The following is a 26049-nucleotide window of genomic DNA, read 5'->3' on the forward strand; positions in this document are numbered from 1 at the left end:
AGCGCACTCAGGCCTGCATGCCTAACAGGCTGACCGGGCCCAGCGGGTACGGCACGTTGTGCTGCTTCACCCATTCGGTAAAGCTGGCGCGCGCGCCAGGGAAGCCAATGGCAATCCACGCCTTCATCCCCTTGTTTCCGCCATAGATAGGATCGGCCAGGTAACCGTGCTTGGTATCGGCCAGCAGTTCGCTAAAGAACTGCGATCCTTTCAGTGCCTCTTCGCCCAGATCGGCGAAGCTGATGGTGTTCTTCTGAACCTGGGTCAGCACGGCGTCTTTGTCCGCATCAGACAGTTCATGGAAGGATTTTTGATGGGTAGTCTGGCACCAGCCCTCGATCAGCTTGATACCGGTTTTGTAGATCTGCTGAGGACGGAACGGGATTTGATACCCCATCGTGGCAGGCGCGTGGGTGTTGAACGGCCCCTGCATATAGATTTCAGATCCCATATCGCCGTGCATTTGTTGATCGATAAAGATCGGCACGTTGGTTTCCAATGCGCCTGGTGCTTTGCCTTTGCCGCCAGCCGGGATCAGGCGGTCGCAGGCAGCCATGATGAATTGCCATTCATCGGCGCTAAAAAAGATCGGTTTATAATCGACCAGCTCGGGTGCGGCCATTTCCGCAGCCTGGGCCGCAGTAATACCTTTCAGGACCATATCGCCTAGCGGTAATGCCAACAGCGATCCTATTAAAAACTTACGACGGGTAGTTTCTTTTTGAAGGAGCATAACATCACGACTCTCACATGCTAATAAAATGTAATTTGAGTTAATAAGTATGGTTATCGACAGTGCTGAACGTAATGTTATGGATAGGAGGGTTACAAAATGTAAAATTTGAATTCAGTTTATTTATAGTTAAATGTTTATCACGTTGTTAAATTTAAGCATAAAAATGATAAAGGGCTGTTATGGTTAAAAAAACCGCATAACCCCTGTTTTTATGCTGATTAGGGCCAGTTATCCCTTGTGATTGTCCGGGAATAATTCAAAAGCGTGACTATACCCCCATTAAATAAATGGAAAAAATTCGTCTGACGCCTTTTTTATTATTTAACCTGAGGGGATCATGAAATTAACAAATATAAAACAACTTAGCGCTGAATTCCCGCTTATTCAGACATTCAGCGGCAACGGGAATAAGCGGAAATCAGTGACGATCGAGGCGCGAATGCAGGGAATAGACATTATTGTGCGGCTCGTCAGGCGAATCATCGTCTGACGGCGCAAAGCGGGCGTTATAGCGTTGACGAAATGCCAGCATTTCCTGCGCGTCGGGTTCCAGCTCGCGCAGGAATGACATCGCCAGCCTGACGTGTTCATTGCTGAGTTCGGTCGGAAGATAGGCTTTACGCAGCACGCCGCGCCAGAACATCAGGCTTTCGTCGGACTCGTCGACGATAAACACCTGGTAGATCAGCAGCACGCCAGCCCCGTTGGCGATATGGGCTTCATTATCCCGCGCCAGATACTGCACAAACTCTTCGCCCGCCACGCGTCCCATCGTATTAATCAATGACTCCACGTACACCGGCTCCAGATTCAACCGCTTAGTCAGCGCTTTGCTGGCCCGCCGGGTCTGGGAATTCAGCACACGAAAACCAATTATAAAGACCACAACCAGGGTCACGAGCATCAGCCAAATCATTAACTATCCTGTTCCAGTCACGGGCCGCTCAAGGACGGCGATTCTGCGGGGCGTCAGAGTAACAGCAGCCTGTCAGCCTTTGCAACAAAGAGAAAAGGCTGCCCGAAGGCAGCCTCTGAATTAACGCTTCTTCATGCAGCACAGTGGACATAAGCGGCTGCTACCATAACGTTTGTTTGCTGTAAGTAATGCATCTGCTGAGGTATAAAACGTGCCCAAAAACTCTCTTTGTCGTTTCAGAATGCTTAGCTTCAGGCAGCCTGAGCGGTGGACAACTTTGAGAGCATCCTGGCGCGCTTTCTGCTCCAGATAATAGTAATCGCCCATTGTTATCTCTTTGTCATAAATTACCCGACAAACAGACAGTACACCCGGTCGACTGTTAAAAATGTCTTTATATTCGCCTTTCCGGCAAATTCAGAAAGCTCCCCAGGACAAGCCTCAGGCTAGCCCCGCAGCGTGGACGGCGTGCAGCCATACACGCTTTTAAAGCGGTTGCTGAAATGGCTGGAGGAGTTAAAACCGCAGGCCAGCGCGATCTCCGTCAGCGGAAGCGTACTTCCACGCACCAGCTGTTCCGCTTTTGCCATCCGCCGCTGCATCACGTACTGATGCGGTGCCAGCTGGGTGGACTGCTTAAACATCCGCGCGAAATGAAACTCGCTGAGCCCTGCCTGCAACGCCAGTTCGGCCAGCGTCAGGGCGCTGGCAAGATGCTCTTCGATAAACGCCATAATGTTACGTAACACCGCCGGGGCCAGCCCCCCCCTTACCGCGGGCAGCTTCCACAGCACCTCGCTGTAATGCTGCAACAGATGGGTCATCAACAGGGTTGAGGCGCTGCTGAGCATCAGATGGTTGGCATTCTGCTGCCAGTCGCTGCTCAGTAAAAAATGGCGATACAGTTGGGTAATGCGCACATCCTCACTGAACACCTTTTCATCCAGCGAAATGCTTGCCGGGCTTTTATCCCAGATTTGCTCGGCCAGATGGCGCAGATGACGATCGGTGCAGTAAAGATGCACGAAGCAAAATTCGGAACGGATATCCCAGACCGATTCGCTGTTTTCGGGCATCAGGCAAAAACGGTCCGGACCGCCGCCGTTTTGCCAGCCGGCACGGGTTTTATGCCAGGTGTTCACCCCACCTTCAACGTACAGGCTCAGCGTGTGGTGATCGCTACGCTGCCTGACGCAGTCAAAGTCATTACGCCACGCCGCCAGTTGAATACCCGAGCCAAGCTGCACGCTGCCCTGGAGGCGCGCGCGATGCTGACGCAGATTTTCAAAAGCCTGATAGGGCTGGGGCATAACGATACCTTAAGGTGGAAGCAAAGCCGTATTTTAAGGAGCTGCCGGACCAGATTCCAGCGCTTATCCCCTGAAGCCGAAAATAACCGCAAGAATATGCAAGTCTGCGCAGGCAGCTGAAAGCGACAGGGCCAGGTACCTGACACACTGGCGGCAATTTAAGGCGGTTTTTGAGGTGTCACGATGAACGGAATTTTATACGCATTGGTGGTGGTGATTTGGGGGACGACATGGATTGCTATTGTGATGCAGCAAGGCGTGGTGTCGGTGACCGTCTCCATTTTCTGGCGCTTTCTGGTGGCGGCGCTGGCGATGGTCATCGTGCTGGGCCTGGCGGGTCGGCTGCGCAAAATCAGCCTGAAGGATCACCTTTACTGCCTGTTACAGGGCTGCTGCGTGTTCGGCTTCAACTTTGTCTGTTTCTACCATGCGGCGTCGTATATCAGCAGCGGTCTGGAGTCAGTCATTTTCTCGATGGCGGTATTGTATAACGCGGTAAACAGCATGCTGTTCTTCCGCCAGCGCCCGCATCCCAATCTGTTACCGGCCGCCGCGCTGGGCATTATCGGGATTATCGCCCTGTTCTGGCACGATCTTATGGCCACCCAGATGGCGCCTTCGTTGCTGATTGGCATTGGCCTGAGCGCGCTGGGGACCTTCGGCTTCTCGCTGGGGAATATGATCAGCACCCGCCACCAGCGTCGTGGGCTGGAAATCCTCTCTACCAACACCTATGCGATGTTTTATGGTGCGTTGGTGATGGCCGCCATCAGCCTGTTTAACAGCGATCGTTTTATGCCTGACCTGTCGCTGCGCTATCTCGGATCGTTGCTGTATCTGGCGATATTTGGTTCGGTGATCGCCTTCGGCGCTTACTTCACGCTGGTGGGCCGAATTGGTGCCAGTCAGGCCGCCTACAGCACCCTGCTGTTCCCACTGGTGGCGCTGACGCTGTCGACGCTGTACGAAGGCTACGTCTGGCATACGAACGCGGTGATTGGCCTGGTGCTGATCCTGCTGGGGAATCTGGTGATGTTTGCTAAACCCGGTTTCTTCCGCTTTGGCCGCACTACGCCGCTGCCGAAGTCTTCCTGAGAGAAAAAGCTCAAGGTGCCTCCTGAGCACCGGACGTGAAATGCTAGACTGTAAGGCATTCGCTGTCGCGATGCGTCGCGACAGTCTGCCCATAACGCCAGAGGAGGCACCATGAGCAAGCCACTGCAGATAGACTTCGTTTCCGATATTTCCTGTCCCTGGTGCATTATCGGCCTTCAGGGGCTGGAGCAAGCGCTGGCTGAACTTGGCCCCGACGTTCAGGCCAACATCACCTTCCAACCCTTCGAGTTAAACCCGTCAATGGCGGCTGAAGGTCAGGATCTGGTTGAGCATATCGCCGAGAAATACGGTTCGTCGCCGGAAGAGTCTGCTGAGAATCGTCAGCGCATCCGCGAACGTGCTGAGGCGGTGGGCTTTGAGATGAATAACGCCGGGCCGGGACTGCGCATCTATAACACCTTCGATGCGCACCGCTTGCTGCACTGGGCGGAAGGTTTTGGCCTGCAGCAGCAACTGAAGCACGCGCTGTTTACCGCTTACTTTACCGATGGCGAAAACCCGTCGAGTCACGTGGTGCTGGTTAACGTCGCCGAAGACGTTGGGCTGGATCCGGTTGAAGCGGCCGAGGTGCTGGCGACCAACCGCTATGCTGACGAGGTTCGCGCGCTGGAACGTGAATGGGTAGATGCCGGTATCCAGTCCGTGCCGTCCATCGTGTTCGATCGCCAGTATCTGCTATCGGGTGGACAGCCGCCGGAAGCCTTTAAATCGGCCATTGAGAACATTTTGCAACAGCGGGAAACAGCGGCAAGCTAAGGACAGAGCATGACCTTTTTTATCTTTCTTTTTGCCTGCTGTGCAGCAGGCAGTACCGGGATGCTGTTTAAACCTGGCGAATGGTACAAGTCGTTAAAAAAACCGGGCTTCACCCCGCCAAACTGGGCGTTTCCGGTAGCCTGGTCGATTATTTATCTGCTGCTCGCCTGGGCAGGCTACCGTCTGACCATGCTGCCAGGCAGCGAGACGCTGCTGGCATTGTGGGCGGCACAGATTGCGCTGAACACGCTGTGGACGCCGGTGTTCTTCGGCTCGCACCGTATTCTTGCCGGGATGATTATCCTGACCCTGCTGTGGCTGGTGGTTGCGGCGATGGTGGTGATGGCCCTGCAGCTGGAAGCGCTGACGGGCCTGATCCTGTTGCCTTACCTGGCGTGGCTGTCGATCGCCGCCGCCCTCAACTTCTCAATCCTGTGCAATAACCGCAGATAATGCGCGATGGCTCCTCGCGTTAGCGGGGAGCTTCTTCCAGCACCTTGTGGATCACCGCGGACAGCTGGTTGATCTCAAACTTCGCCACATAGCCATTCGCACCGACCTTACGCACATGATCTTCGTTTGCGCTGCCGGACAGCGACGAGTGGATCACCACCGGGATATCCCGCAGATTAATGTCGGTTTTGATATTGCGCGTCAGGGTAAAGCCATCCATTTCCGGCATTTCCAGATCGGTCAGTACCATCGAGATCTTATCGCGGATCGGGATCCCTTCTTCTTTCGCCTGCTGCTGGATACTTCTGATGCGGTTCCATGCTTCCAGACCGGTATTGTGCATCTCTGCCGGAATGCCCATCGCCTTCAGGCCCTGCTCCAGCATCTGACGGGCAACCTTCGAATCTTCTGCCACGATCGCCACCGAACCTGGACGGATATCAAACTCTTTCAGCTTGATGTCGCCTTCCTTCACTTCACGCACCGACGGGATCACGTCGTGCAGGATCTGCTCGACATCCAGCACTAACGCCATGGTGGTGTTGTTGTCTTTGTCGGTATTCAAACAGGCGATGCTGGTGATATTACGGCTGCTGACGCCGGCTTCTGCAGCGTGGACCTGGCTCCAGTCCAGACGCACGATATCCTCAACCGATTCAACGGCAAAGGCCTGGGTGCTGCGGGCATACTCCGTCACCAGGATCAGGTTAAGGCCGGTGGTTGGCGTGCAGCCGACGACCGCCGGCAGGTCGATCACCGGGATAAACTGCCCGCGAATGTTGGCCATCCCCAGCAGCGGTGACTTCATGCCTGCCGCTTTGGTGATGGTGGTCATCGGGACGATTTCACGCAGCTTAAAGACGTTGATGCCGAACAGTTCAGACTTTTCTTCGCTGAGATCCGAGCCTAAACGAAACACCAGCAGTTCAAATTTATTGGATAAGGCGAGGTTGGCGCGCTCATCGATCTCTTTCTGAAAGTTATCCATTTTAATCCTCTAGTTTTCGTCGCTGCTCTCAACGAGGCGCATACGGGAAGTGTTACCCCTGCACGCCGTTGCGCGCTGAAATCACTCTGAGAGGGTTATCGGCAGAAGAAGAAAAAAATACAGGGGACTTCTGTCCCCTGTTGCTGATTTTATTCGCAGGCTGACTATTGTTTCGCCGCCGCAACCAGCGAATCGCGGGTGATCTCAGCGATGGAACTGGCGCCGGTCAGGGTCATCGCCACGCGCATTTCTTTCTCAAACAGGTTGAGCAGATGGGTCACGCCCGCCTCGCCGTCGGTGGCCAGCGCATAGAGGAACGCGCGGCCAATCAATGCGGTATCCGCGCCCAGCGCCAGCATGCGCAGCACATCCAGCCCACTGCGCACGCCGCCATCGGCCAGAATGGTCAGATCGCCTTTGACCGCATCGGCAATCGCCGGTAACGCCCGCGCCGATGAGAGCACGCCATCCAGCTGGCGACCGCCGTGATTGGAAACGACAATGCCGTCGGCGCCAAAACGTACCGCATCGCGCGCATCGTCAGGATCCAGAATGCCTTTGATGATCATCTGCCCCTTCCAGAAGTCACGGATCCACTCCAGATCGCACCACGAGATCGACGGATCGAAGTTATTCGCCAGCCAGCCGATGTAATCCTGCAGATTGGTCGGCTCGCCGCGATAGGCCGAGATATTGCCCAAATCGTGCGGGCGTCCGTGCAGCCCGACATCCCAGGCCCACTGCGGATGGGTCACCGATTGCAGATAGCGGCGCATCGCGGCATTGGGACCGCTCATCCCGGAGTGCGCATCACGGTAACGCGCGCCCGGCACCGGCATATCCACGGTAAACACCAGCGTGCTACAACCCGCGGCCTGAGCGCGCTCAAGCGCATTGCGCATAAATCCCCGGTCGCGCAGCACGTACAGCTGGAACCACATCGGCCTGTTCATCACCGGGGCGACTTCTTCAATCGGACACACCGAGACCGTCGACAGGGTAAACGGGATGCCCTTTTTATCCGCCGCGCGCGCGGCCTGCACTTCCCCGCGTCGGGCGTACATGCCACACAGCCCGACGGGCGCTAACGCCACCGGCATCGACAGGGTCTCGTTAAACAGTTTTGTTTCCAGATTCAGCGAGGACATGTTGCGCAGAATGCGCTGACGCAGCGCGATATCGGCCAGGTCTTCACAGTTACGTTGCAGCGTGTGTTCGTCATAGGCCCCGCCATCCGCATAGTGAAACAGAAACGGCGGGATCCTGGCCTTTGCTGCGGCGCGGTAGTCTTTCGAAGAGGAGATAATCACAGGTGTGCCTCACTTAAGCTGCGGTTTAATGTCGGGAATACGCAGGCTGCGGGCGTGTCGCGCCGCCTGCTCGGTCAGGCCATGCAGAGTCTGGGCAACAAACTCCAGATGGTGAAGGGTGGCGTCGCGGGCAGCATCCGCCTTTCCGGCGACAATTGCCCGGTAGATGGCCTGATGCTGGGCGGAAAGCTGGTCGAGAATAGCAGGCTGGGTAAACATCTTCTGGCGGCTTTGCATCACCGAGGATTGCAGCAGATCGAACAGGCCGCGCATCGCCTGCAGCAGCACCAGGTTGTGCGAGGCTTCGGCAATCGCCAGGTGAAAACGCACGTCAGCGTGTGCGGCAAGATCGGGATCGTCACGATCGGAGATGGTTTGCATCGCCTCGAAGCAGGTTTTCAGCCGCGCTTTATCCTCTTCGGTGGCGCGGCTGGCGGCGTGCCAGGCGGTGCTGGCTTCAATCGCCATTCGCGCTTCCAGCACGTCATAGCGATAACCCGGATCCTCGGCCAGCAGCGAGCTGAGCGGCATCACCAGACGCTCTTCACTCCAGTCCACCGTCTCGGGTTGCAGGAAGGTGCCGCCGCCGCGACGGCTGAATAAGACGCCCTGGCTGGTGAGGGTTTGTATTGCTTCCCGCAGTGAGGATCGCGAGACGCCAAACTGCTGCGCCAGCTGACGTTCGGCAGGCAGACGTGCGCCCGGTTGAAGGTGATTCAGGTGGATAAAGTCCCGCAGACGATCCACCAGCAGTTCGTTGCTCATCGCTGATTGGTCCTACCAAAGAAGGCGTTTGACCGGGCAATTGTTCCTCTTTCGCTAACCTGAATGCAACGATTGTGTAACCTGATGAGTTCAGTGCCTAAGCGGGATCACAGAACAGATGAATTGGTAGGACCAAAAAATGAAAAACGCCGGGGGATTTCTCCGTCCGGCGTCATTGCGGTGTAGCTGGAGTGCTTATTTCAGATCGGCAACCATGCACACGGCACGGGCGGCTTCAGCGCCCTTCTTGATAAAGTGCTCACTGTAAAAACCGGTGAACTCTTCAGCGGGCTGGAAGTTATGCGGCGTCAGGGAGACGGAGAACACCGGCACGTCGGTGGCCAGCTGCACATCCATCAGGCCAGTCACTACCGCCTGAGCAACAAAGTCATGGCGGTAAATGCCGCCATCAACCACCAGCGCGGCGCAGACAATCGCATCAACGTCACCCCGTTTTGCCAGGCGCTGTGCCAGCAACGGCATCTCAAAGGCACCGGGCACGTCCAGCACGGTAATCTGGCAGTCAACATCACGCGCGGCCATCTCTTTCTTGAACCCAACCAGCGTCTGGTTAACGATGTCGGCGTGCCAGTTGGCTTTAATAAATGCAACCTTCAGCGGGGAAACCATACATTACTCCTGTCAAATGGGCGACGATGACCACCCTAAAGTCAGACAGTTTAAGCCTCACCGCGGCAATGGGAAAGCCTGATTCGAAAACATTTCAAAAATGTTATATGCAAGTGACGGAAAAATAGCACTAAGCCGACCCGTTGAGGCGGCTGCGGCAATAAAAAACCCAGCGCGGTGGCTGGGTTTTTCTGGCTTCAACGCGAGGTTACTGCGCGGCGGGCTTACAGTCCGAATAGACGTAGCTTTCGCTTTTATTGCGCAGCACATAGCTGTCTTTCAACTTAACGAAGGTGACATCTTTCACCCTGGCAGCCAGCGCCGTTTCACCGTCATCGGTCTTCAGCGGCTGCAGCTCCGGGCTGGTGATGCGCTTCTGTCCATCGGTGGAGAAGGTGAAGCTGGTGCCTTCATCAGTCACCGCAGAATTTTTGCTGACCACCGAGACTTTAGGCTGCTGTCCCGGCGACTCTACGCTGTGCGTCAGGCTGCAGGTTAACGATTCGGCAGCGGAAGCCGACAGTGAAACTGCCGACAGGGCGATAATCAAAAGTGCATTTCTTGTGCGCATAGGCCTCCCTTATATGTCTCGCCATAGAGTAGCAGAGGTCAGCCCCGGTTTGGCGCTGGATAATTCCGAGAGCTATGCGCCCGGCATCCACGCGCCGCTGGCGATAAACCAGATCAGCAGAGTGACACCTGCGATACCCACCGCAGCCGGGAATAAATAACCAATTTTCATGATTTCCTCATTCATCATTAACGCCCGCGACGGGCAGCAGAAACACGCGCGGCGATGATAGCACAGGCTCCGGGCACCGCTGGTGCAAACTTCGCCGCCTTCCCTTCGCCAGATGCCAGAAACGAAAAAGCCCCCAACGCGGACGTTGGGGGCTTCAGGACAATCAGGCTTACAGCGCCATGTCGTGCTGGCCAGTGACCACAGATTTATGGTCGGCGGGTTTGGTTACCGCATCTTTATCAACGTTATTCATGTTGATCACCGGCGGCGTGGTCAGCTGCAGTGCCGCAGCCGTGTCATTCCACACTTTCTGCGTCAGTGCCACGTTGCCATTCAGCTCCTGCCCGTAGCTCGGCACGATGGTGCGGATTTTGCTCTGCCATTCTGGCGAGTTGAACTGCTCAGGGAACAGCTTTTTCATCACGTTGATCGAGATCGGTGCAGCGGTCGATGCGCCTGGTGAAGCACCCAACAGCGCAGCCAGCGTTTTCTGCTGGTCGGTGACAATTTCGGTGCCCAGCTTCAGTACGCCGCCCTTGTCCGCATCTTTCTTGATGATCTGTACGCGCTGACCGGCCTGGATCAGTTTCCAGTCTTCTTTACGGGCGGAAGGATAGTACTCTTTCAGCGCCGCAAAACGATCGTCATCGCTCAGCATCACCTGACCAATCAGGTATTTCACCAAATCGAAGTTATCCAGACCGACGTCGGTCATTGGAATCACGTTTTTGGTGGTGGTGGTGCTCAGCAGATCGAGGAATGACCCCTGCTTCAGGAACTTGGTGGAGAAGGTGGCGAACGGTCCAAACAGCACCACACGCTTACCGTCAAGGAAACGCGCATCCAGGTGCGGAACGGACATTGGCGGCGCGCCAACGGACGCCTGACCGTAGACCTTCTCACCGTGCAGACGGGTGATGTCCGGGTTTTCAGTCACCAGGAATGACCCGCCCACCGGGAAGCCAGCATAGTTGTCTGCTTCCGGGATACCGGTTTTCTGCAGCAGCTTCAGCGCGCCGCCACCGGCCCCGATAAAGACGTATTTCGCGTCAACGGCGTGGGTGTTACCGGTTTTCACATCGGTCACGGTCACGTGCCAGGAGTTATCGGCATTGCGTTTGAAGTCAGTCGCTTCGGTCGAGGTTTCCAGCTTAAAGTTGTCGTTCTTCTTCAGGCTGCCGACCAGCTGACGGGTAATTTCACCGTAGTTGACGTCGGTGCCGACTGGCGTCCAGGTCGCGGCCACTTTCTGCTGGGGATCGCGGCCTTCGATGATCAGCGGCGCCCACTTCTTAATCTGATTCTGATCGGTAGAGAACTGCATTCCCTGGAACAGCGTGGTTTCCTGCAGCGCCTTGTAGCGTTTGGTCAGGAAGTCGACATTTTTGTCGCCCCAGACAAAGCTCATATGCGGCGTGGAGTTGATAAAGGAGTGCGGATTGTTCAGCACGCCGCGCTGCACCTGAGTGGTCCAGAACTGGCGGGAGATCATAAAGGCTTCGTTGATTTCCAGCGCTTTGCTGTAATCAATGGAGCCGTCCGGGCGCTCTGGCGTGTAGTTCAGCTCCATGTTGGCGGAGTGACCGGTACCGGCGTTGTTCCAGCCGTTAGAGGACTCGAGCGCTACACCATCCAGTTTTTCAACCATCAGCTGCTTCCAGTCAGGCTGGAGGTCGTGCAGCAGGGTGCCTAACGAAGCACTCATAATGCCGCCGCCAATCAGCAGGACATCGGTCTTTTCCGTTTCTTCAGCATGAACGCTGGAGCAGACAAGCAGGGCCAGAAGCGAGACAGCAGGAATAACTTTTTTTGTTTGCGACATATGAGTAACTTAGTTCAACAATTATTAAAAAATTAGGGGAATATTTTAATAATTTTGTTAACAAATCACAGATACTTTTAACTACAAATAAGCTTTCTTTACTTACTTTAATTAAAACTCGTTCAATATCAGGACATTGAACTTATTACGTAAGTTTACACGATTAATTTGTGTTAACGCAGTAATTAGCCTTAATTCGCCAGAGTGAATTATTCAACGATCGCCTTCTCATTATCCGTGAATAGCGTAGGGTTTTAGCCAGATTTGTGGCATTTATCGTCTATTCTTAATACTTCTGGAAAAGAAGGAGTTAAGCATGTCTGATAAAACGCATGAGCATGAAAAAAAGCCAAAAGACAACGAGAAAGGCCAGCATCCTGCCAAAGATAATCCCAATGAACATGGCGAGATCCCACGAACCCGTGATGACAGTGAAGATCACAAGAAAGATCCCTACCAGGATCGGTAAATAACGGCATTAATGGCAATAAATTTGTCTCGTCTGTGACAGAGTTGGCAATTAACGTCACAGACGGGGTGAACAGAGAGAGGCTGGTTATAATTACAGGACTTCTGCAAACACATTGGTGACTTATGCTCTGGCTGGAACAAGGCTTGTATTTAAAGGTGAAGGAAATGGAAAACGGTCCTCGCCCTCTTCCCCTGCAAAGTGGATTCAACAGCGAAACGGCTTACCGGGCGTTGGGCTGCTACAATCCGTCCGAAACCTCTGACGCGTATTACATTCTCTCGAATGACCGCGATGAAATCTGGTTTATCTGTAACCGCCATTTACGCACGGTGTGTCTGTCCGGCGAGTCGGTTGAATTCAGGCGGCCGCTGGTGTCTGAACAGCAACTGCTGGGGAAAATGACCGACGCCAATATCAGGATCCAGCTTAGCTAATCCCGATACGGCGTTTTTTTTAACGGCACTGCCCGGTCACGCTGTCGATGCCGTTCGGGCACACATCTGAGGAAGGAATCAGCGAAGCCATCCCTGCACCACACCCGGACAGCACCAGGCAGGCTAATATCACGATCACTGTCTTCATAAACTCCCCTCCAGGCAACATGCCTGCACCTAAGATAACCCCAGATTCAGCATATCCCTATGCTCTGCGTGAGCTGGATGGTTTCAAAGTTTGTGCAACGCTGTTTTCTGGCGAAAAATCCGGCTCCTTTTGGACGAGTTGGGTCCAAAAGGAGCAAGACGGGTCAGTTTAGTGTCAGCGAGGTATCCGGGCCTTTTGCCAGCGTCTCGCCTTCCTTCACGGTGAGAGTGATGTTCTTCCCTTCCCCGCTGACATACCTTGCCTGCACGCCATACTGCGCATCAATGCGGATGTTATTCAGCGTGACGTCTTCAACAGGTGATTCCGGCAGGCCACTGAAAATCATCGCATAGCTGGCTTTCGTCGCCATCAGATCGGAAATATGTATCCCTTTCATTTTTGGTGTGGAGGCGGTGATCGCGGCCGTTTCAATCGGCTGAGTCAGCGTGTGGCCCTGTGCGCCTGCCTGGCCGCTGTAGCTGTTGGTCACCAGCACCGGCGTCACCACATTGGTCATGGTGAGATGACTGGCGATCAGCGGACCGATATTCTCGCCCCGATCTCTGGCTGATTTAATGCGCACGCCATTTTCGGTATTCAGGAAGGTGACGTGATTAATCGTTACCTTGCCGATGCCGTTGGCGGTTTCACTGCCGACAGAAATACCGTGGCCATCACGCATCACCGAATCCTCGATAGTAATGTCCTTCGAGGCGGCAGCCGTGCCGTTAACCAGCCCGGACTTGATGGCGATATTGTCGTCACCGGTATGAATATCCATATTTGACACGGTGATATTGCGGGAGGACACGATGTCCATCCCGTCGGTATTTGGCGAGCTGACGGGATTGGTAATCCTGACGTTATGCACATTAATATCGGCGCTGTTGCGGATAACAATGTTCCACATCGGCGAGTTGGTCAGGTGCAGTTGCTCGATTTTACTGTGGCTGACGTTGTTGAATTCGATAAACCACGGTCGCGGTACGCCGTTGGCTAACGGGATGCCAGGGAAGCGATCGGTAAAGGCTTCAGGATTGCCCCCTCTCACCTCTGCGCGAATTTTCAACGCCTGCGGCCACCAGCTTTTTTCACCGTCGCCATCCAGCGTGCCGCCGCCGGTAATCGCCACGTTATTGACGTTGCTGGCATAAATAAAGGCTTCATTCACTTTGGCAGGATGACCAATAAAGGCGTTAACAAATTTTCCTTCCTGATTGCTGGTTTGCAGCGTGGCGCCTTGATCGATCTGAAGCGTGATGTTGCTCTGCAATTGCAGCGGGCCGCTTAACCACCGTCCTGGCGACAGCTGAACCGTCCCCCCACCGCGCTGACTGCACTGGTCAATCGCCTGTTGAATGGCAGTGGTATTGAGCTTTTTTCCATCCGCCTTGCCGCCAAAGTCTTCGGGCGTACAGTGTTCCGCATAGGTCACCGTCGTCACCCAGTTCGCATCACGTCCGGCCGGTGCTTCACCGACGCGCTTAAGCGCCCCGCTTTGCGGATCGATGGCATAACTGCCGGTAACCGTACTCTTCTCCCCGCTGGCAATCAGCCAGCGACCGTCGGAGGTAATCGCCATACCACGCGGCTGTTTTTCAACCTGCCAGCTATCAATCAGCGTTAGCGTGCCGTCGGCCTTATTCACCCGATAACCGCTGATCGTGCTGCTGGTCCGCTCGCTGACATACAGAAAACGGCCATCCGGCGTCAGGCGGATATCGGCGGCCCAGATGCGCGGCGTGGGGTCGCTGTAGTTAGCCGGGCGCTCTTTGCCATGTTCCAGATGGTATTTTTCTGCCACCGCATTCGGCGTCTCCGCCACTTTTACCAGCTCGCCACTGGCTTCACGGCGGAACTGGGTGATAATGCCGCCCATCTCGCCGATGTTGTAGAGGTAGCGATTATCCGGCGACAGCACCGAATGGCGCGGGCCATTTTCAGCGGCCGTTTTAACATAGCCGTTGCCGAGGGCCGTCAGCTCGCCGCTGGCGCTTAACGTCAGCTGCAGCACCCTATCGGTGCCGAGATTGCCAACGTAGGCATTTTCCCCACGGGCATCGACAATCACCGAGTGGGCAGCGTGCCCGGTCTTAAAGCTGCCGACCGGTGGCGCAATCACCTTGCCATCACTGGCGAGCCGGTAGACGTGCACCACGTCGCCATCATAGGACGCGCCCAGCAGAAAACGCCCCTGCGGGTCGGTGCTGATATAGGGATAGCTGGCGGCGGCGCTAACGGGACTGGACTGGCTGAGATCGCCGGTTTTGCTGTCGATATGCCAGCTTTCCAGCTGCAGCGGTTTACTGCGGATGGCCGCATAGAGATGGCTATGATCGGCACTCAGCGCCATCGGCATCACTTTGCCGGCGGTTTTGGTACGTCCCAGCAGGTTAAGCGCACCGGTTTGCTCATTCAGCGCGTAGCGCGCGATGGTGCCATCCTCGGCTTCTGAAACGTAGACAAAAGTGTGCGCCATCACTGGCGCGCTGGCGGCGATCGACGCAAACAGCGCCGCCGCACGGTATATTTTCTGCATGCTTGTTCCTTAGCGTACCAGTGACGGTCGTTTGGCGTCATAGCGCCAGTTGTCGATCAAAAACTGCATTCCCAACGCATCGTTGCGATTCTTGTCCGGCAGCGCGTTATACAGCGCATGCGCCTGCTCAACGCGTTCCATATCTAACTCGACGCCCAGACCGGGGCCCGACGGTAATTCCAGGTAGCCATCGCGGATCTGCGGCGGTTGATGCGTCAGCTGCTGGCCATCCTGCCAAATCCAGTGGGTATCAAAGGCGGTCTGACGATCGCCCGGCGCCGCTGCGCCGAGGTGTGCCACCATCGCCAGCGAGATATCAAAGTGATTATTGGAGTGGCAGCCGGTGGTCAGTCCCCATTCGTTGCACAGCTGCGCCACCACGTTAGCATTGCGCATCGTCCAGAAGTGCGGGTCGGCCAGCGGAATGTCGATGGCATTCAGCTGCAGTGCATGATGCAGCTGTCGCCAGTCGTTGGCGATCATATTGGTGGCCACCGGCACGCCGGTGGCGCGACGGAATTCGGCCAGCGTTTCCCGACCGGAATAGCCCTGCTCCGCGCCGCACGGATCTTCCAGATAGGGCACCTTACCGGCCAGCTGTTTCCCAAAGCGAATCGCTTCCTCCAGCGACCAGCTGGCGTTGGGATCGACGGTCACCCGCGCCTCGGGGAAACGCGTCAGCAGTGCTTCAACCGTTTCGACTTCCACTTCGCCCGCCTGCACCCCGCCTTTCAGCTTGAAGTCGCGAAAGCCGTACTGCTCAACCGCCGCTTCGGCCAGCCGCACCACGGCGTCGCTGTCCATCGCCGCTTCATGCCGCAGGCGGAACCAGCCATCCTGCTCATTATCGCCCGAGCGATAGTGCATATTGGTCAGCCTGCGGTCGGCGATATAGAACAGATAGCCCAGCACCGGAATACGATCGCGCTGTTTGCCGCTGGCCAGCAAATCCGCCACCGGCAGGTTAAACAGCTTGCCTTGCAGATCCAGCAACGCCGCTTCGATAGCGGCGGCGGCGTTATAAAACTTCTCCGGATTCATCTGCGGAATATGAATGTCGTTGGTATGCGAGGTTTGCTGCTGACGCGCGTCGCTGCTGAACATCTGGCTGAGCGTCGCGTTCAGCCGCAGCAGCGAACTGCCCTCAATCAGCGGGCGAAACTGCGCCAGCAACTGCAGGGTTGAGGCATGACAGGGCGTTTCGCCAACGCCGGTATGCCCGGCTGAATCGGTGAGGATCACGATAATGCGGGTAAAAACGCAGTTATGGGCACCGCCAATATTCAGCAACATGCTGTCGTAGCCGGCAACCGGCACGATGCGCATCGATTTAATGACTGGACTGTCTGACATGGTTTGTCTCCGTATGACCGAATGCCGGGGGAACAGGTTTGCGACGCAGCAGCAGCCACAGGCCGGTCACGACGGAGACGCTGGTCAGCGCGTAGAGCCCGCCGGTGGTGCTGCCGGTATGCATTTCGAGGTAGCCGAACACCGTTGGCGCAAAGAATCCGCCAAGGTTGCCAATGGAGTTGATCAGCGCAATGCCGGGGGCAGCTATCGATGACGGCAATTCACTTTGCGGCATCGGCCAGAAGAAGGCGGCGCTGACCTTGGAGCCAATACAGGCAACAATCATCGCGACAAAACCAAACCAGGGCGAGCCCAGCGTGGCCATAAAGGTGCCGCAGGCGGCGATCAGCATGGCGATGCCGAGCCCTTTATCGAGCATATGGCGATAGCGGTCGGTGGTTTTGCCCAGCAGAAACAGCGCCACAATGGCGAACAGCCACGGAACGGCGGTCAGCAGCCCGGTTTCAAAACTGTTGAATCCCTGAATACGTTGAATAATTTGCGGTAGCCAGAACACCAGCGTGTAGCCGGTCATGGTCATAGTGAAGAAAATCAGGCAGTACGTTAACAGGCTGCGGTCGGTAATTAATCCCCAGCGGCCCTGGGTTACCGCATGCTCTTCACGAGCGGCATCTTCGACTGCCAGTTGCTGCGCCAGCGCCTGTTTCTCCGCGCTGCTCAGCCATTTCGCCCCTTCTGGTTTCGACACCAGCACCATGGCCGCCAGCAAACCGATAACGATCGACGCGCCGCCTTCCAGAAACATCACCCATTTCCAGCCTGCGATGCCGCCAAAATCGTGCATCATCAGGATGGCACCGGTCAGCGGGCCGGAGAACAGAAAGGCGCTGGCGGTCGCGCTAAGCACCATCGCCGTCGCGCGTCCTCGCCAGGCATTCGGCACCCATTGACGAAAATAGAACAGCACGCCCGGGAAGAAGCCCGCCTCGGCGACGCCGAGCAGGAAGCGCAGCAGATAGAAATGCAGCGGCGTGCTGACGAAGCCGGTCAGCACCACCACCAGCCCCCAGGTGATCATGATGCGCGTGAGCCATACCCGTGCGCCGACTTTTTTCAGCATCATATTGCTTGGCACTTCAAACAGCGCATAGCCGATAAAGAACAGCCCGGCCCCCAGGCCAAACGCGGCGGCGCTGATGCCGGCATCGGTTTGCAGTTCAGCCTTAACAAAACCAATGTTGGCGCGGTCAATCTGGTTAACGATAAGCATCACGGCCAGCATCGGGATGATGCGGCGGAAGAACTTGCCGATAGCGGACGCAATATGCGCGTCGTGATCGGCTGATAATTCAGCGTGTTGTTGGGTCATGCGTCACCTGTAGGGTTAAGAGCACCGCTATAGGTATACCCAGCAGAGTTGACCCGCGCCTATGTGACAATGCCCGATAACAGTTAGGCAAATGCCCTGCACTTGTTAAAAATCATGCTGTTATGTTAATTATTGTCGGAGACTTTCGTCCCGGTTTGTGCGCTGGCTCACTGGGGGGGAATAACGGTAACGTCCAGGCTTAAACTGCAAAACGGCGAGGATTCGTCGGCAATTGCACAGTATAAAAAGGGGGCTAGCCCCCTCAAAGATTAAGCTGTAGTGCGATCATTCCATGCATCAGAATATTTAATATTACCGTCAATTATATGCCAGGTAATTTTCTCATATTGAATACTGACGCTTTCAACATGATTAATTTTATCATTTCCGGATAATTTAGTGTTTGGAACGCTACAATTAACACCAGTGATTTTCACATTCTCCATGAACACCTTGTAATAGCAAACCTCTTGACCAGCATCATTGATATGATAAAAACGAATTTCGCAGCTTTTTAATGTCTGACCAGTAGCTGCAGCTTTATACAAGTAGGGTGTCGAGCTATCCACTTCTTTTTCAATCATCATGGACGAATGCTGACGGGTTCCAGTGATTTTGCCGTTGGCGCTATCTACTGGGAGATTTATGCCGTGACTTAAACCAATGATTTATATACTCCACCCCCGCTTTTTGACGTCTACAGATCCTTTAATGTCAGCTCCACCATCGTCTTTAAGCCACATGTATGGAGGGATTGGCATAATTTCATTTCCTTATGATTTTGATTAAATTGATGGAAAATATAAATATGAACACTGAAATCACTAGCACTGATAAAAAATCAATATAAAAGAATGCGTCATAGATTGAGTCAGCATTAACATCACCATCAACGAGTTTAGCAATCTCCATCGCAATACTATAATCGATATAAGATTCAGGGCTGGCGATGGATTTCGCAACCATTAACATTATTACAATAAAGTAAATAAAAAAAGCAATTTTACGGGCAAGTGTTCGAGCCATTGGCTACAACCTCAACCCAACCTCTAGCCATTAGCGATCGCATACACGGCACCTGTATCAGACTTGTATTCATTAAAGCGTTACGGATGATTCCATAATCAGAATTATGGGCAATAGTAATGCAACCTTCAGATATTGTTCCTGGATGAAGTCGGAACAAACCCCGATAAACGTTATTTATCCACGTGCCATCATCTTTCGACCAATCATCTTTATAAAGAGCAAACCACTCATCTCGTCTGAAAGCTGCGCCATGCCTGACTTTGTTCCACTCATCCTGAACATTGGCCTTGATACCAGAAAAGAAACCACCTGCACCTCTATCTACGATCCAGTACTTGCCTGATGGAAGCGGCCCATCGCCTTCAATTCCCGCACATGCCCCATGATTCCGATAAGCCCCCTTCCCCGAATGAGCCCTAAATACACCTACTCCATACAGGTTGAAAGGGGCGTAATCTGCGCCATTCAATAGCATCTTGCCGTTTAAAGCCATAGCATCAATTTCCTTTTAGATGACGTGTCATTAAACTTTATAAAATCATTTATTAACAACAACTTAAAACTGCTGCATGAAAATTATAAGCCAAAAATTTGCGTTAAGGAAGCGCGTGTTTTTTTGATAGGTAATGGCACTTCCCTTGCCGGGAATGAAAAAGAAAGGCACCCTACAGCTACCAGCCCTTCATCATCAAGCTTCCAGCTTTTTGCCCAATCAGTCGATGACTGGCAAAAAACGCGCTTAAACCAAACTCGGAAAGGCCTTACAACATCTTCAGTAATGGTTAACTCCTGGCCCTTAATCTTAGGGGGTAATGACGGGACCTACTGTCACGGAGTCCTCACCATGTTTACACTTGCTGTGCTCGACAGTGAAGCCTTTTGCTGCAAAGGTATCGCTGATTATTTTGAGGCCAGGGATATCCGCACCTTCTGCTGCCGGGACATGACTGAGCTTGAGTTCACCCTCGATATTCACTCAGTTCAGGTGGCGATCGCCGAACTGGCCACCAGCAGAGTTCAGCCAGCTGGAAATAATGGGCCGCGGAAACACCAACAAACTGATAGCGCCGATTGTTTCGCGCAGCAATAAAACCATCAGCAGCCATAAACAAAACATCATGAAGAAGCTCGGCTGCCGCAACGTAGTTGAACTGCACAGCAAATTATTCAAACTTGTTATGTTGCAGAGAATAAAATAGGCACTGTCGGATGTGCGCGTGGCGTTGGGAAGGGATAAGAGCCATTACGAAGGCATATCCCCCGGTTAAGGGGTGATATGAATAATGTTTCGTGTGGTGATCATCGCTGAATCGAACGGGCCGGTATGTCGAACAATTTTGACCATGACGCTGGCGCCCAGCCAAAGCTGATAGAGGCTTTCTGCCACGGTGCGAGGCGGCTCGTCAATGGCAAGCGATCCCTCGGCGACGCCCGTTTCTAGCGCTTCCGAGAGGCGTGAAATGATGCCAGACGTGCCCGCATCAAGCGCTTTGCGCATGCTGTCCGACAGGTCGGCAACTTCAGCACCCAGCTTCACCGCCAGGCATTTACCCTGACAATCCGAAAATGACTGCGACGCCTGCCACTGCTGGAAGTAATTCATCAGTCGCTGCGCCATCGTCAGACCCGGCTGGCCCAGCGTTCTGTCGATATCCGCCAGATAGTCATCAAAATAGTGGCTCAACATATCCACGCCAAACGCTTCCTTTGAACCAAAGTAATGGTAGAAAGAGCCTTTTGGCACACCGGCATCTTTAAGTATTTCATTCAATCCAACGGCAGAGAATCCTTTACCGGCCATAATGCGCTGGCCGGTGGCAAGGATGTGATCGCGGATTTCATTGTTATGGAGTGAAGTTGTCGTATTCATCGGCATAATTTATCAGGGGCTAGACCAGTCGTCTATAGACAGGTTAGCGCGGTGGCAGCCTCGCAGGCTTACTCGTTGTTTACTGAGATAAACTCTCCGCCGCTTTTTCAATCACTGCCGCAATTTTTTCCGGCTGTGAGGCATAAATGGCGTGATTGCCCTTCAATTCGGTCACGGTGCTGTGAGCACGTTTCGCCATGAAACGCTCTAATTCGGGATTAATCGCCCTGTCCTGGGTGGCAACAACCGCCCAGCTTGGCTTGGTTTTCCAGGCAGGAGCGCCGGCGGCGGCAGTAAATGCGGCGACGGCAGGCATCACCTGGGAACGCGCCAACCGATCCGTCTCTTTAACGGGTAAATCTGCCGCAAAGTCAGCGTGGAAGTTTTTCGGTTTGATATAGAGGAAGTGATCCGCGGTTTCGGTAATTGACTGCGCGGCTGCCGGCATTTGTTTTGCCAGACTCAGCAAAGAGTCGCCTTGTTCAGGCTGAAACGCAGCGATATAGACCAGACCCGCGACAGAAGCCTCATTTCCCGCATCACTGATGATCATCCCGCCGTAGCTATGGCCCACCAGCAACGATTTTCCCTGTTGTAGTGCCAAAACGCGCCGGGTGGCCGCGGCATCATCCGCCAGTGAGGTTTGCGGCTCCTGAACTATCGACACCTTATAGCCCGCTTTGTCCAGAATGCGCGCCACCGGGTTCCAGCCCGATCCATCAACAAAAGCCCCGTGAACCAAAACAATGTTTTTTACCGGCTCAGCCACAGACGACTGCGCATAGACAGACAAAGCCAGACTTAATGCCAGCGTGGTCAAAGATTTTTTAAACATGATGATTTTCCTGCAATGGTGACGTTGAGCCTAACGCCCTGAAAAGCGTCTGATAGCCCGATAAGTTGATGGACAGTGCTGGATAATCCTTTGCCGGAGGGGCGCTTAACCTGCGCCCCTCCGGCATGATTACCCTTTATGCACCCAATTGCTTAATCAGCTGGGCCGCGGTGGCTGCTGAAGATCCCGGGTTTTGCCCGGTGATCAGCAGGCCATCGCTCACCACGTAGGAACCCCAGTCTTCTCCTTTGGAATAGATCCCGCCTTTGGCGATCAGCTCGTCTTCTACCAGGAAAGGCACAATCTGAGTCAGCCCAACCCCTTCTTCTTCGCTGTTGGTAAATCCGGTGACCTTGCGGCCCTCAACCAGGGGGTTTCCCGCTGGCGTTTTGACGTGACGCAGCACGCCCGGTGCATGACATACCAGCGCAACGTGCTTGTTCGCCGCGAGGAATGATTCGATCAGGCTGATGGAGTGTTTATCTTCAGCCAGGTCCCACAGCGGACCGTGTCCACCCGGATAGAAAACGGCGTCGTAATCTGCGGATGACACGCTGTCGAGACGGACCGTTGCAGCCAGTTGGGCCACAGCCGCCGCGTCAGCTTCAAAGCGGTGGGTCTGCTCAGTCTGGAAATTCGGTTCATTACTTTTCGGGTCTAACGGTGGGTTGCCGCCTTTTGGTGAAGCCAGCGTGACTTCGGCGCCGGCATCCTTAAACGCATAGTAAGGCGCGGCCAGCTCTTCCAGCCAGAAGCCGGTTTTACGTCCGGTATCACCCAGTTTGTCGTGTGAGGTTAAGACCATAAGAATTTTCATAACTACTCTCCAGCATGTGAGGTTAACAATTTTGAATTAGACCAGTCGTCTTGCGACAGGGTAAACGTTCGACCGATGTCCGGTGCGATGCAGGTAAGCTAACAACAATTAGACCAGTCGTCTATAGCTTTTTTCAAAAATGTTTCCTGGCGGTTTGCCCCTGTCACTCTGCCAGGGGCATACAGGCTTACAGGTCGTAAAGTAAACGTAATGGGTTTCAGGATGATCCTTGTTGCAGCAATAACCCCCGGGACAAACCGCTGCCTGAATAATTGTAGAGCCGCTTTCTGGCGCAGAAATTTCCAGCGCTAAAATTAGATTCCAATTGGGGGAGATGATGAATATCTCTTCCTGGCTGGAATTCTCAGACCAGCGCTTAAATAGTTTAACAACCTTCGTTTAATAACCCACATCCAATACAGATATATATTAGCAAAAGATGATGCATGTTAATTTCCTTAACATTAACCACCCATTATGGAATCCATAAAAACCTTATAAATCATAAACAAAAGCAAAGTCATGCATTTCTTTGCTACATGTCCATAACAGCCTCGCACTGAACAAGCCTACACAATTCAACAATTATTGGCATAATATTGGTAATTACTCTCTGATAAAAAGTCAGTTTGACGCAAGCTCAGTCAATCCCCGGCGTGTGAACAATGAAAATATTAACAACGCGATTCTGAAACGTTTTTCCCAGCAAATTTCTTATGGAAGAGATGCGAATATGAATAATAAATATGAAGTGAACAGGCTCGCGACAGCATTACTGCTAGCCAGTGGACTGAGTGCGATCAATGGATCCGGCCACGCGGCAGTTGTCGGCAGCCAGACAGGCAGTTCGATCAGTTTGTCAGACGGCACGACGCTCATCGCGGACCAGCTATCCGGCGGCGGGCTTTACGGCATCATTATTCCTAACGCCACAACGGGCACTGTTGACCTCGGCAGTGGCAGCACGGTGAGCGTCACAGATGCCAACAGCCTTGCTCAGGGTATCATTATAAAAGGCGCCAATAGCCGTCTGACTGCGGACCAACTGACGGTGAATGTTTCGGGAAAAACCGCAACCGGGATTGAGCTCACCGGTTCGCACTCCGGCGCGGATTTAGGGTCGGGCACCTCGGTCAGCACCGTAGGGACCGGTGACGGGTTCGCGGATGGCATAACGGTAAGTAATGCCTCTTCTTTGATAGCCGACCAGTTACAAATCTCCACACAGGGAAACAGCGGCGTTGCACTGCACGTGTCCGGCTATGGCAGCCAGGCCGATCTCGGCGACAGTAGCGTTATTCAGACCCATGGCACCACCAGCCATGGCATTCGGGTTGATGCTCTCTCCGGTCTGGCCAGTGACGGGCTTTCCAGCCTGACCGCTAATCACCTGACCATTCACACGCTGGGAAAAAGCTCGCAGGGAATCAATATTCAGGAAAACAGTGCGGTCGATCTGGGCAGCCATTCAACCATCATCACCGCCGGGGACACCTCTGCCGGCATCTGGAGTTTGGGCAATTTAACCGCCGATCATTTAACGATCGGCACCTCCGGCACTACCTCTGCTGGCTTGACCGTCCGGGATAACGGAGAGGCCACGATCGGCGCAGGCAGCGTGATTTCCACAGCAAAGAGCGGCGGTATTGTGGCGATGGGCGACAGCGCAACGGTAAATTTCACCGGCAGTGCTGAAGAGCGTAACAGGGTTCAGTCATCAGGCAGCTTCGCTGTTTCGGCACAGTCCGTAGGGTCGACGGTCAATATCCAGAACACGGATATTGCGTTGAATACCACGGGGAGTCTGGGGTTGGGACTGTGGGCCACTCGCGGCACCATCAACGGCAATGGGCTGACAATTATCGCCGGGGCAGAGAATACCATTGGGATTTATGCGATGGCTGAAGGGGTGGTTAACCTTCAGGATGCGCTGACCATTGATATGGGCTCGCCGGAGGGAATTGCCATAGCGACCCAATACAATGATGGCTATGCGGCCAGCGTCATTAGTGCCGAGGGTCAAATGGATATTACCGGCAGCATTCAATCCCTCGGCGGATTAATCGATCTCAACTTTACCCCCGGCTCGCGGTGGTCCGGCAGTGCGGTCAGTGACAAGGTCAATGGCGGTCACCTCAACGTTAATTTAACCGACAGCGAATGGCGTGTCGCGAGCAGTTCCACAGTCGACGATCTGCAATTAAGCAACTCGCTGGTCGATCTGACCGCCGCTACAGATACCAACGCTTATTCCACGCTGACGGTTGCCAACCTGAGCGGCAGCGGTAACTTTGCCCTGCGGACGGACCTGGTCGGCGAGGGTGAAGGGCTGAATAACGGTGGCGATAAGATCGTGGTCACCGACAGCAGCGCGGGCGTTTATGGCTTAACCATTCAAAACAGCGGCAGTGCCGTCACCACCGGCAATGAAGTGCTGACCGTGGTTGAGACGCCAGACGGGATTGCCACCTTCACAGGCAATTCAGATGTTGAGCTGGGCGGCTATGTCTATACGGTGAATCAGCAGGGCACGAACTGGGTTCTTTCTTCGGCAAAAACCGACGACAGCAACGCGGACGTGACACCCCTGCCAACTGACCCGTCCACTGACACGTCGACTGACCCGGCAACCGCCAGTGATGCTGAGGGTGAACCGGCGTCATCTGCCGATACTGCGATGCCTGAAACGTCCACTGACTCCAACCGTACACCGGTGATCAGCAGTGCTGCCAATGCCGGGGCGCAGTTCCTTAATGCGGGCTATCTGATGAGTTATGCCGAGATGCAGACTTTGATGCAGCGCATGGGGGATGTGCGTCAGGGTAAAACGGATGGCAATGTCTGGTTGCGTGGCGTCGACGGGCGTTTTAGCGGCTTTGCTAATGGCAGGCTCAGTGATTTCAGTTTGAATTACAGCGGCTATCAGTTTGGCGTTGATAAACGGGTATCAGAGCAGTTGCCGCTCTATATTGGCCTGTTTATGGGGATGACCGAAGGTTCTCCTCACTATACCGGGGGCAGTGGCACCACTAAATCTGAGCATTTTGGCCTTTACGGAACCTGGCAAAATGATGAAGGGTACTATCTTGATGGAGTAATGAAGCTCAATCGAATGCGTAACCAGTTCTCGGTCAGGGATACGCAGAATAACGCCGTCTCGGCTTACGGTGTCTCTTCCGGCATGAGCGTGTCACTGGAAGCAGGCAAGAAAATATCCCTTTCTGAAAACGGTGCGGGTTTTTATCTTGAACCCCAGCTGCAAATGACCGCAGGGCATCAGGACGGCAGTTCAGTGCGAGCCTCTAACGGACTGAAGATTGACCTGTCTAATTATAAAACCCTTCAGGGTCGCGCTACCCTGCTCGTCGGTTATGAAATCAATCAACGTGATTACAAACTGAATACCTATATCAAGTCAGGGGTGACGCGAGAGTTCCTTGGGAACGCGGCCTATGCCCTGAACGGCTCCAAAGAGACACTCTCTTTTAAAGGAAACGGCTGGAATAATGGTGTCGGTGTGAGCGCGCAAGTAAGTAACCACACTCTCTTCCTCGAAGCCGATCGTCTTGACGGTCAACGTTTCAACCAGCGTCAGTTCAATGCCGGTTATCGTTTCAGTTTCTGATAAAAATGCAAAAAATAAAGCCAGCTGATTTGCTGGCTTTTTTTATGGCTGGT

28 protein-coding genes and 1 pseudogene are annotated in these 26049 nt (G+C 54.0%); 8 read left to right on the forward strand and 21 right to left on the reverse strand.

Annotated elements, in window-relative coordinates:
- Window positions 1-7: 7 nt before the first annotated feature.
- The 4 genes from AC1UKS_RS15845 to AC1UKS_RS15860 all read right to left on the reverse strand — a co-directional run bounded on the left by AC1UKS_RS15845 (window position 8) and on the right by AC1UKS_RS15860 (window position 2962).
- Window positions 8-733 carry a gluconate 2-dehydrogenase subunit 3 family protein gene (locus AC1UKS_RS15845; protein ID WP_013201225.1) on the reverse strand — a complete coding sequence of 242 codons (726 nt, stop codon included), beginning with the start codon at window positions 731-733 and terminating at the stop codon, window positions 8-10.
- A 421-nt stretch (window positions 734-1154) separates the two neighbouring features.
- Window positions 1155-1652, reverse strand: coding sequence for a DUF1198 family protein (locus tag AC1UKS_RS15850; protein ID WP_482434442.1), 498 nt, complete (start codon window positions 1650-1652; stop codon window positions 1155-1157).
- Window positions 1653-1772: 120 nt separating this feature from the next.
- The gene (locus AC1UKS_RS15855) at window positions 1773-1979 is read right to left on the reverse strand and encodes a hypothetical protein (RefSeq protein ID WP_071822104.1); all 207 of its coding nucleotides are present in this window, start codon (window positions 1977-1979) and stop codon (window positions 1773-1775) included.
- Between the two features lie 119 nt (window positions 1980-2098).
- Window positions 2099-2962, reverse strand: a complete 864-nt coding sequence (locus AC1UKS_RS15860) for a helix-turn-helix domain-containing protein (RefSeq protein ID WP_482434444.1) — start codon at window positions 2960-2962, stop codon at window positions 2099-2101.
- 183 nt (window positions 2963-3145) lie between these two features.
- Here AC1UKS_RS15860 and AC1UKS_RS15865 point away from each other — a divergent pair, with 183 nt between their 5' ends.
- The 3 genes from AC1UKS_RS15865 to tspO all read left to right on the forward strand — a co-directional run bounded on the left by AC1UKS_RS15865 (window position 3146) and on the right by tspO (window position 5287).
- Window positions 3146-4057 carry a DMT family transporter gene (locus tag AC1UKS_RS15865; protein ID WP_482434445.1) on the forward strand — a complete coding sequence of 304 codons (912 nt, stop codon included), beginning with the start codon at window positions 3146-3148 and terminating at the stop codon, window positions 4055-4057.
- Window positions 4058-4168: 111 nt separating this feature from the next.
- On the forward strand, window positions 4169-4834 hold the full coding sequence (locus tag AC1UKS_RS15870) for a DsbA family oxidoreductase (protein WP_053146215.1): 666 nt from the start codon (window positions 4169-4171) through the stop codon (window positions 4832-4834).
- A 9-nt stretch (window positions 4835-4843) separates the two neighbouring features.
- Window positions 4844-5287, forward strand: a complete 444-nt coding sequence (gene tspO, locus AC1UKS_RS15875) for a tryptophan-rich sensory protein TspO (protein ID WP_013201220.1) — start codon at window positions 4844-4846, stop codon at window positions 5285-5287.
- A gap of 19 nt (window positions 5288-5306) precedes the next feature.
- Here the strand turns inward: tspO and AC1UKS_RS15880 are convergent, their stop codons facing one another.
- From AC1UKS_RS15880 to mqo, 7 genes are all read right to left on the reverse strand, one after another.
- The gene (locus AC1UKS_RS15880; protein ID WP_265911671.1) at window positions 5307-6275 is read right to left on the reverse strand and encodes a chemotaxis protein; all 969 of its coding nucleotides are present in this window, start codon (window positions 6273-6275) and stop codon (window positions 5307-5309) included.
- Window positions 6276-6439: 164 nt separating this feature from the next.
- Window positions 6440-7585: an FMN-dependent L-lactate dehydrogenase LldD gene (gene lldD, locus AC1UKS_RS15885; RefSeq protein WP_482434447.1), complete on the reverse strand. Its 1146-nt coding sequence runs from the start codon at window positions 7583-7585 to the stop codon at window positions 6440-6442.
- 9 nt (window positions 7586-7594) lie between these two features.
- Window positions 7595-8350 (reverse strand): transcriptional regulator LldR, encoded by a 756-nt coding sequence (gene lldR, locus AC1UKS_RS15890; protein WP_482434449.1) that lies wholly within the window; start codon window positions 8348-8350, stop codon window positions 7595-7597.
- 195 nt (window positions 8351-8545) lie between these two features.
- Window positions 8546-8980, reverse strand: coding sequence for a 6,7-dimethyl-8-ribityllumazine synthase (locus tag AC1UKS_RS15895; RefSeq protein WP_053146238.1), 435 nt, complete (start codon window positions 8978-8980; stop codon window positions 8546-8548).
- Between the two features lie 208 nt (window positions 8981-9188).
- On the reverse strand, window positions 9189-9551 hold the full coding sequence (locus tag AC1UKS_RS15900; protein ID WP_482434451.1) for a hypothetical protein: 363 nt from the start codon (window positions 9549-9551) through the stop codon (window positions 9189-9191).
- A 72-nt stretch (window positions 9552-9623) separates the two neighbouring features.
- Window positions 9624-9722 carry a YoaK family small membrane protein gene (locus tag AC1UKS_RS15905; RefSeq protein ID WP_141653825.1) on the reverse strand — a complete coding sequence of 33 codons (99 nt, stop codon included), beginning with the start codon at window positions 9720-9722 and terminating at the stop codon, window positions 9624-9626.
- Window positions 9723-9891: 169 nt separating this feature from the next.
- Window positions 9892-11544: a malate dehydrogenase (quinone) gene (gene mqo / locus AC1UKS_RS15910; protein WP_013201214.1), complete on the reverse strand. Its 1653-nt coding sequence runs from the start codon at window positions 11542-11544 to the stop codon at window positions 9892-9894.
- A 316-nt stretch (window positions 11545-11860) separates the two neighbouring features.
- On the opposite strand from mqo, the gene AC1UKS_RS15915 reads away from it, so the two are divergent.
- Both AC1UKS_RS15915 and AC1UKS_RS15920 read left to right on the forward strand, forming a co-directional pair.
- Window positions 11861-12013 (forward strand): hypothetical protein, encoded by a 153-nt coding sequence (locus AC1UKS_RS15915; protein WP_167738400.1) that lies wholly within the window; start codon window positions 11861-11863, stop codon window positions 12011-12013.
- Between the two features lie 125 nt (window positions 12014-12138).
- A complete protein-coding gene (locus AC1UKS_RS15920; RefSeq protein ID WP_265911667.1) occupies window positions 12139-12450 on the forward strand; it encodes a hypothetical protein in 312 nt (103 codons plus the stop codon).
- Window positions 12451-12469: 19 nt separating this feature from the next.
- Here AC1UKS_RS15920 and AC1UKS_RS15925 read toward each other — a convergent pair whose 3' ends face one another.
- The 7 genes and pseudogenes from AC1UKS_RS15925 to AC1UKS_RS15955 form a co-directional block, all read right to left on the reverse strand.
- Window positions 12470-12598, reverse strand: a complete 129-nt coding sequence (locus AC1UKS_RS15925) for a hypothetical protein (protein ID WP_256372207.1) — start codon at window positions 12596-12598, stop codon at window positions 12470-12472.
- 163 nt (window positions 12599-12761) lie between these two features.
- Window positions 12762-15137, reverse strand: a complete 2376-nt coding sequence (locus AC1UKS_RS15930) for a beta-propeller fold lactonase family protein (protein ID WP_482434453.1) — start codon at window positions 15135-15137, stop codon at window positions 12762-12764.
- A 9-nt stretch (window positions 15138-15146) separates the two neighbouring features.
- Window positions 15147-16490 (reverse strand): enolase C-terminal domain-like protein, encoded by a 1344-nt coding sequence (locus AC1UKS_RS15935; RefSeq protein WP_482434454.1) that lies wholly within the window; start codon window positions 16488-16490, stop codon window positions 15147-15149.
- A complete protein-coding gene (locus AC1UKS_RS15940) occupies window positions 16468-17820 on the reverse strand; it encodes an MFS transporter (protein ID WP_482434456.1) in 1353 nt (450 codons plus the stop codon). Before AC1UKS_RS15940 ends, AC1UKS_RS15935 begins: the two co-directional genes overlap by 23 nt.
- A gap of 269 nt (window positions 17821-18089) precedes the next feature.
- Window positions 18090-18581: pseudogene (locus AC1UKS_RS15945) on the reverse strand (Hcp family type VI secretion system effector).
- 4 nt (window positions 18582-18585) lie between these two features.
- Window positions 18586-18846 (reverse strand): hypothetical protein, encoded by a 261-nt coding sequence (locus AC1UKS_RS15950; RefSeq protein ID WP_482434457.1) that lies wholly within the window; start codon window positions 18844-18846, stop codon window positions 18586-18588.
- The gene (locus AC1UKS_RS15955) at window positions 18824-19342 is read right to left on the reverse strand and encodes a DUF2778 domain-containing protein (RefSeq protein WP_482434459.1); all 519 of its coding nucleotides are present in this window, start codon (window positions 19340-19342) and stop codon (window positions 18824-18826) included. The genes AC1UKS_RS15950 and AC1UKS_RS15955 overlap by 23 nt, the downstream gene beginning before the upstream one ends.
- Before the next feature lie 24 nt (window positions 19343-19366).
- On the opposite strand from AC1UKS_RS15955, the gene AC1UKS_RS15960 reads away from it, so the two are divergent.
- A complete protein-coding gene (locus tag AC1UKS_RS15960) occupies window positions 19367-19939 on the forward strand; it encodes a hypothetical protein (protein WP_482437078.1) in 573 nt (190 codons plus the stop codon).
- Window positions 19884-20048: a LuxR C-terminal-related transcriptional regulator gene (locus AC1UKS_RS15965; protein WP_482434461.1), complete on the forward strand. Its 165-nt coding sequence runs from the start codon at window positions 19884-19886 to the stop codon at window positions 20046-20048. Before AC1UKS_RS15960 ends, AC1UKS_RS15965 begins: the two co-directional genes overlap by 56 nt.
- A gap of 65 nt (window positions 20049-20113) precedes the next feature.
- Here AC1UKS_RS15965 and AC1UKS_RS15970 read toward each other — a convergent pair whose 3' ends face one another.
- The 3 genes from AC1UKS_RS15970 to AC1UKS_RS15980 form a co-directional block, all read right to left on the reverse strand.
- The gene (locus AC1UKS_RS15970; RefSeq protein ID WP_265911657.1) at window positions 20114-20719 is read right to left on the reverse strand and encodes a TetR/AcrR family transcriptional regulator; all 606 of its coding nucleotides are present in this window, start codon (window positions 20717-20719) and stop codon (window positions 20114-20116) included.
- A gap of 79 nt (window positions 20720-20798) precedes the next feature.
- Window positions 20799-21554: an alpha/beta fold hydrolase gene (locus AC1UKS_RS15975; protein WP_482434463.1), complete on the reverse strand. Its 756-nt coding sequence runs from the start codon at window positions 21552-21554 to the stop codon at window positions 20799-20801.
- A gap of 136 nt (window positions 21555-21690) precedes the next feature.
- Complete coding sequence (locus AC1UKS_RS15980) at window positions 21691-22371, reverse strand: type 1 glutamine amidotransferase domain-containing protein (protein WP_482434465.1); 681 nt, start codon at window positions 22369-22371, stop codon at window positions 21691-21693.
- A 733-nt stretch (window positions 22372-23104) separates the two neighbouring features.
- Here AC1UKS_RS15980 and AC1UKS_RS15985 point away from each other — a divergent pair.
- Window positions 23105-25996 carry an autotransporter outer membrane beta-barrel domain-containing protein gene (locus AC1UKS_RS15985; RefSeq protein ID WP_482434466.1) on the forward strand — a complete coding sequence of 964 codons (2892 nt, stop codon included), beginning with the start codon at window positions 23105-23107 and terminating at the stop codon, window positions 25994-25996.
- Window positions 25997-26049 lie beyond the last annotated feature (53 nt).

This window comes from Erwinia sp. AK-PDG3-5, from assembly GCF_056821705.1.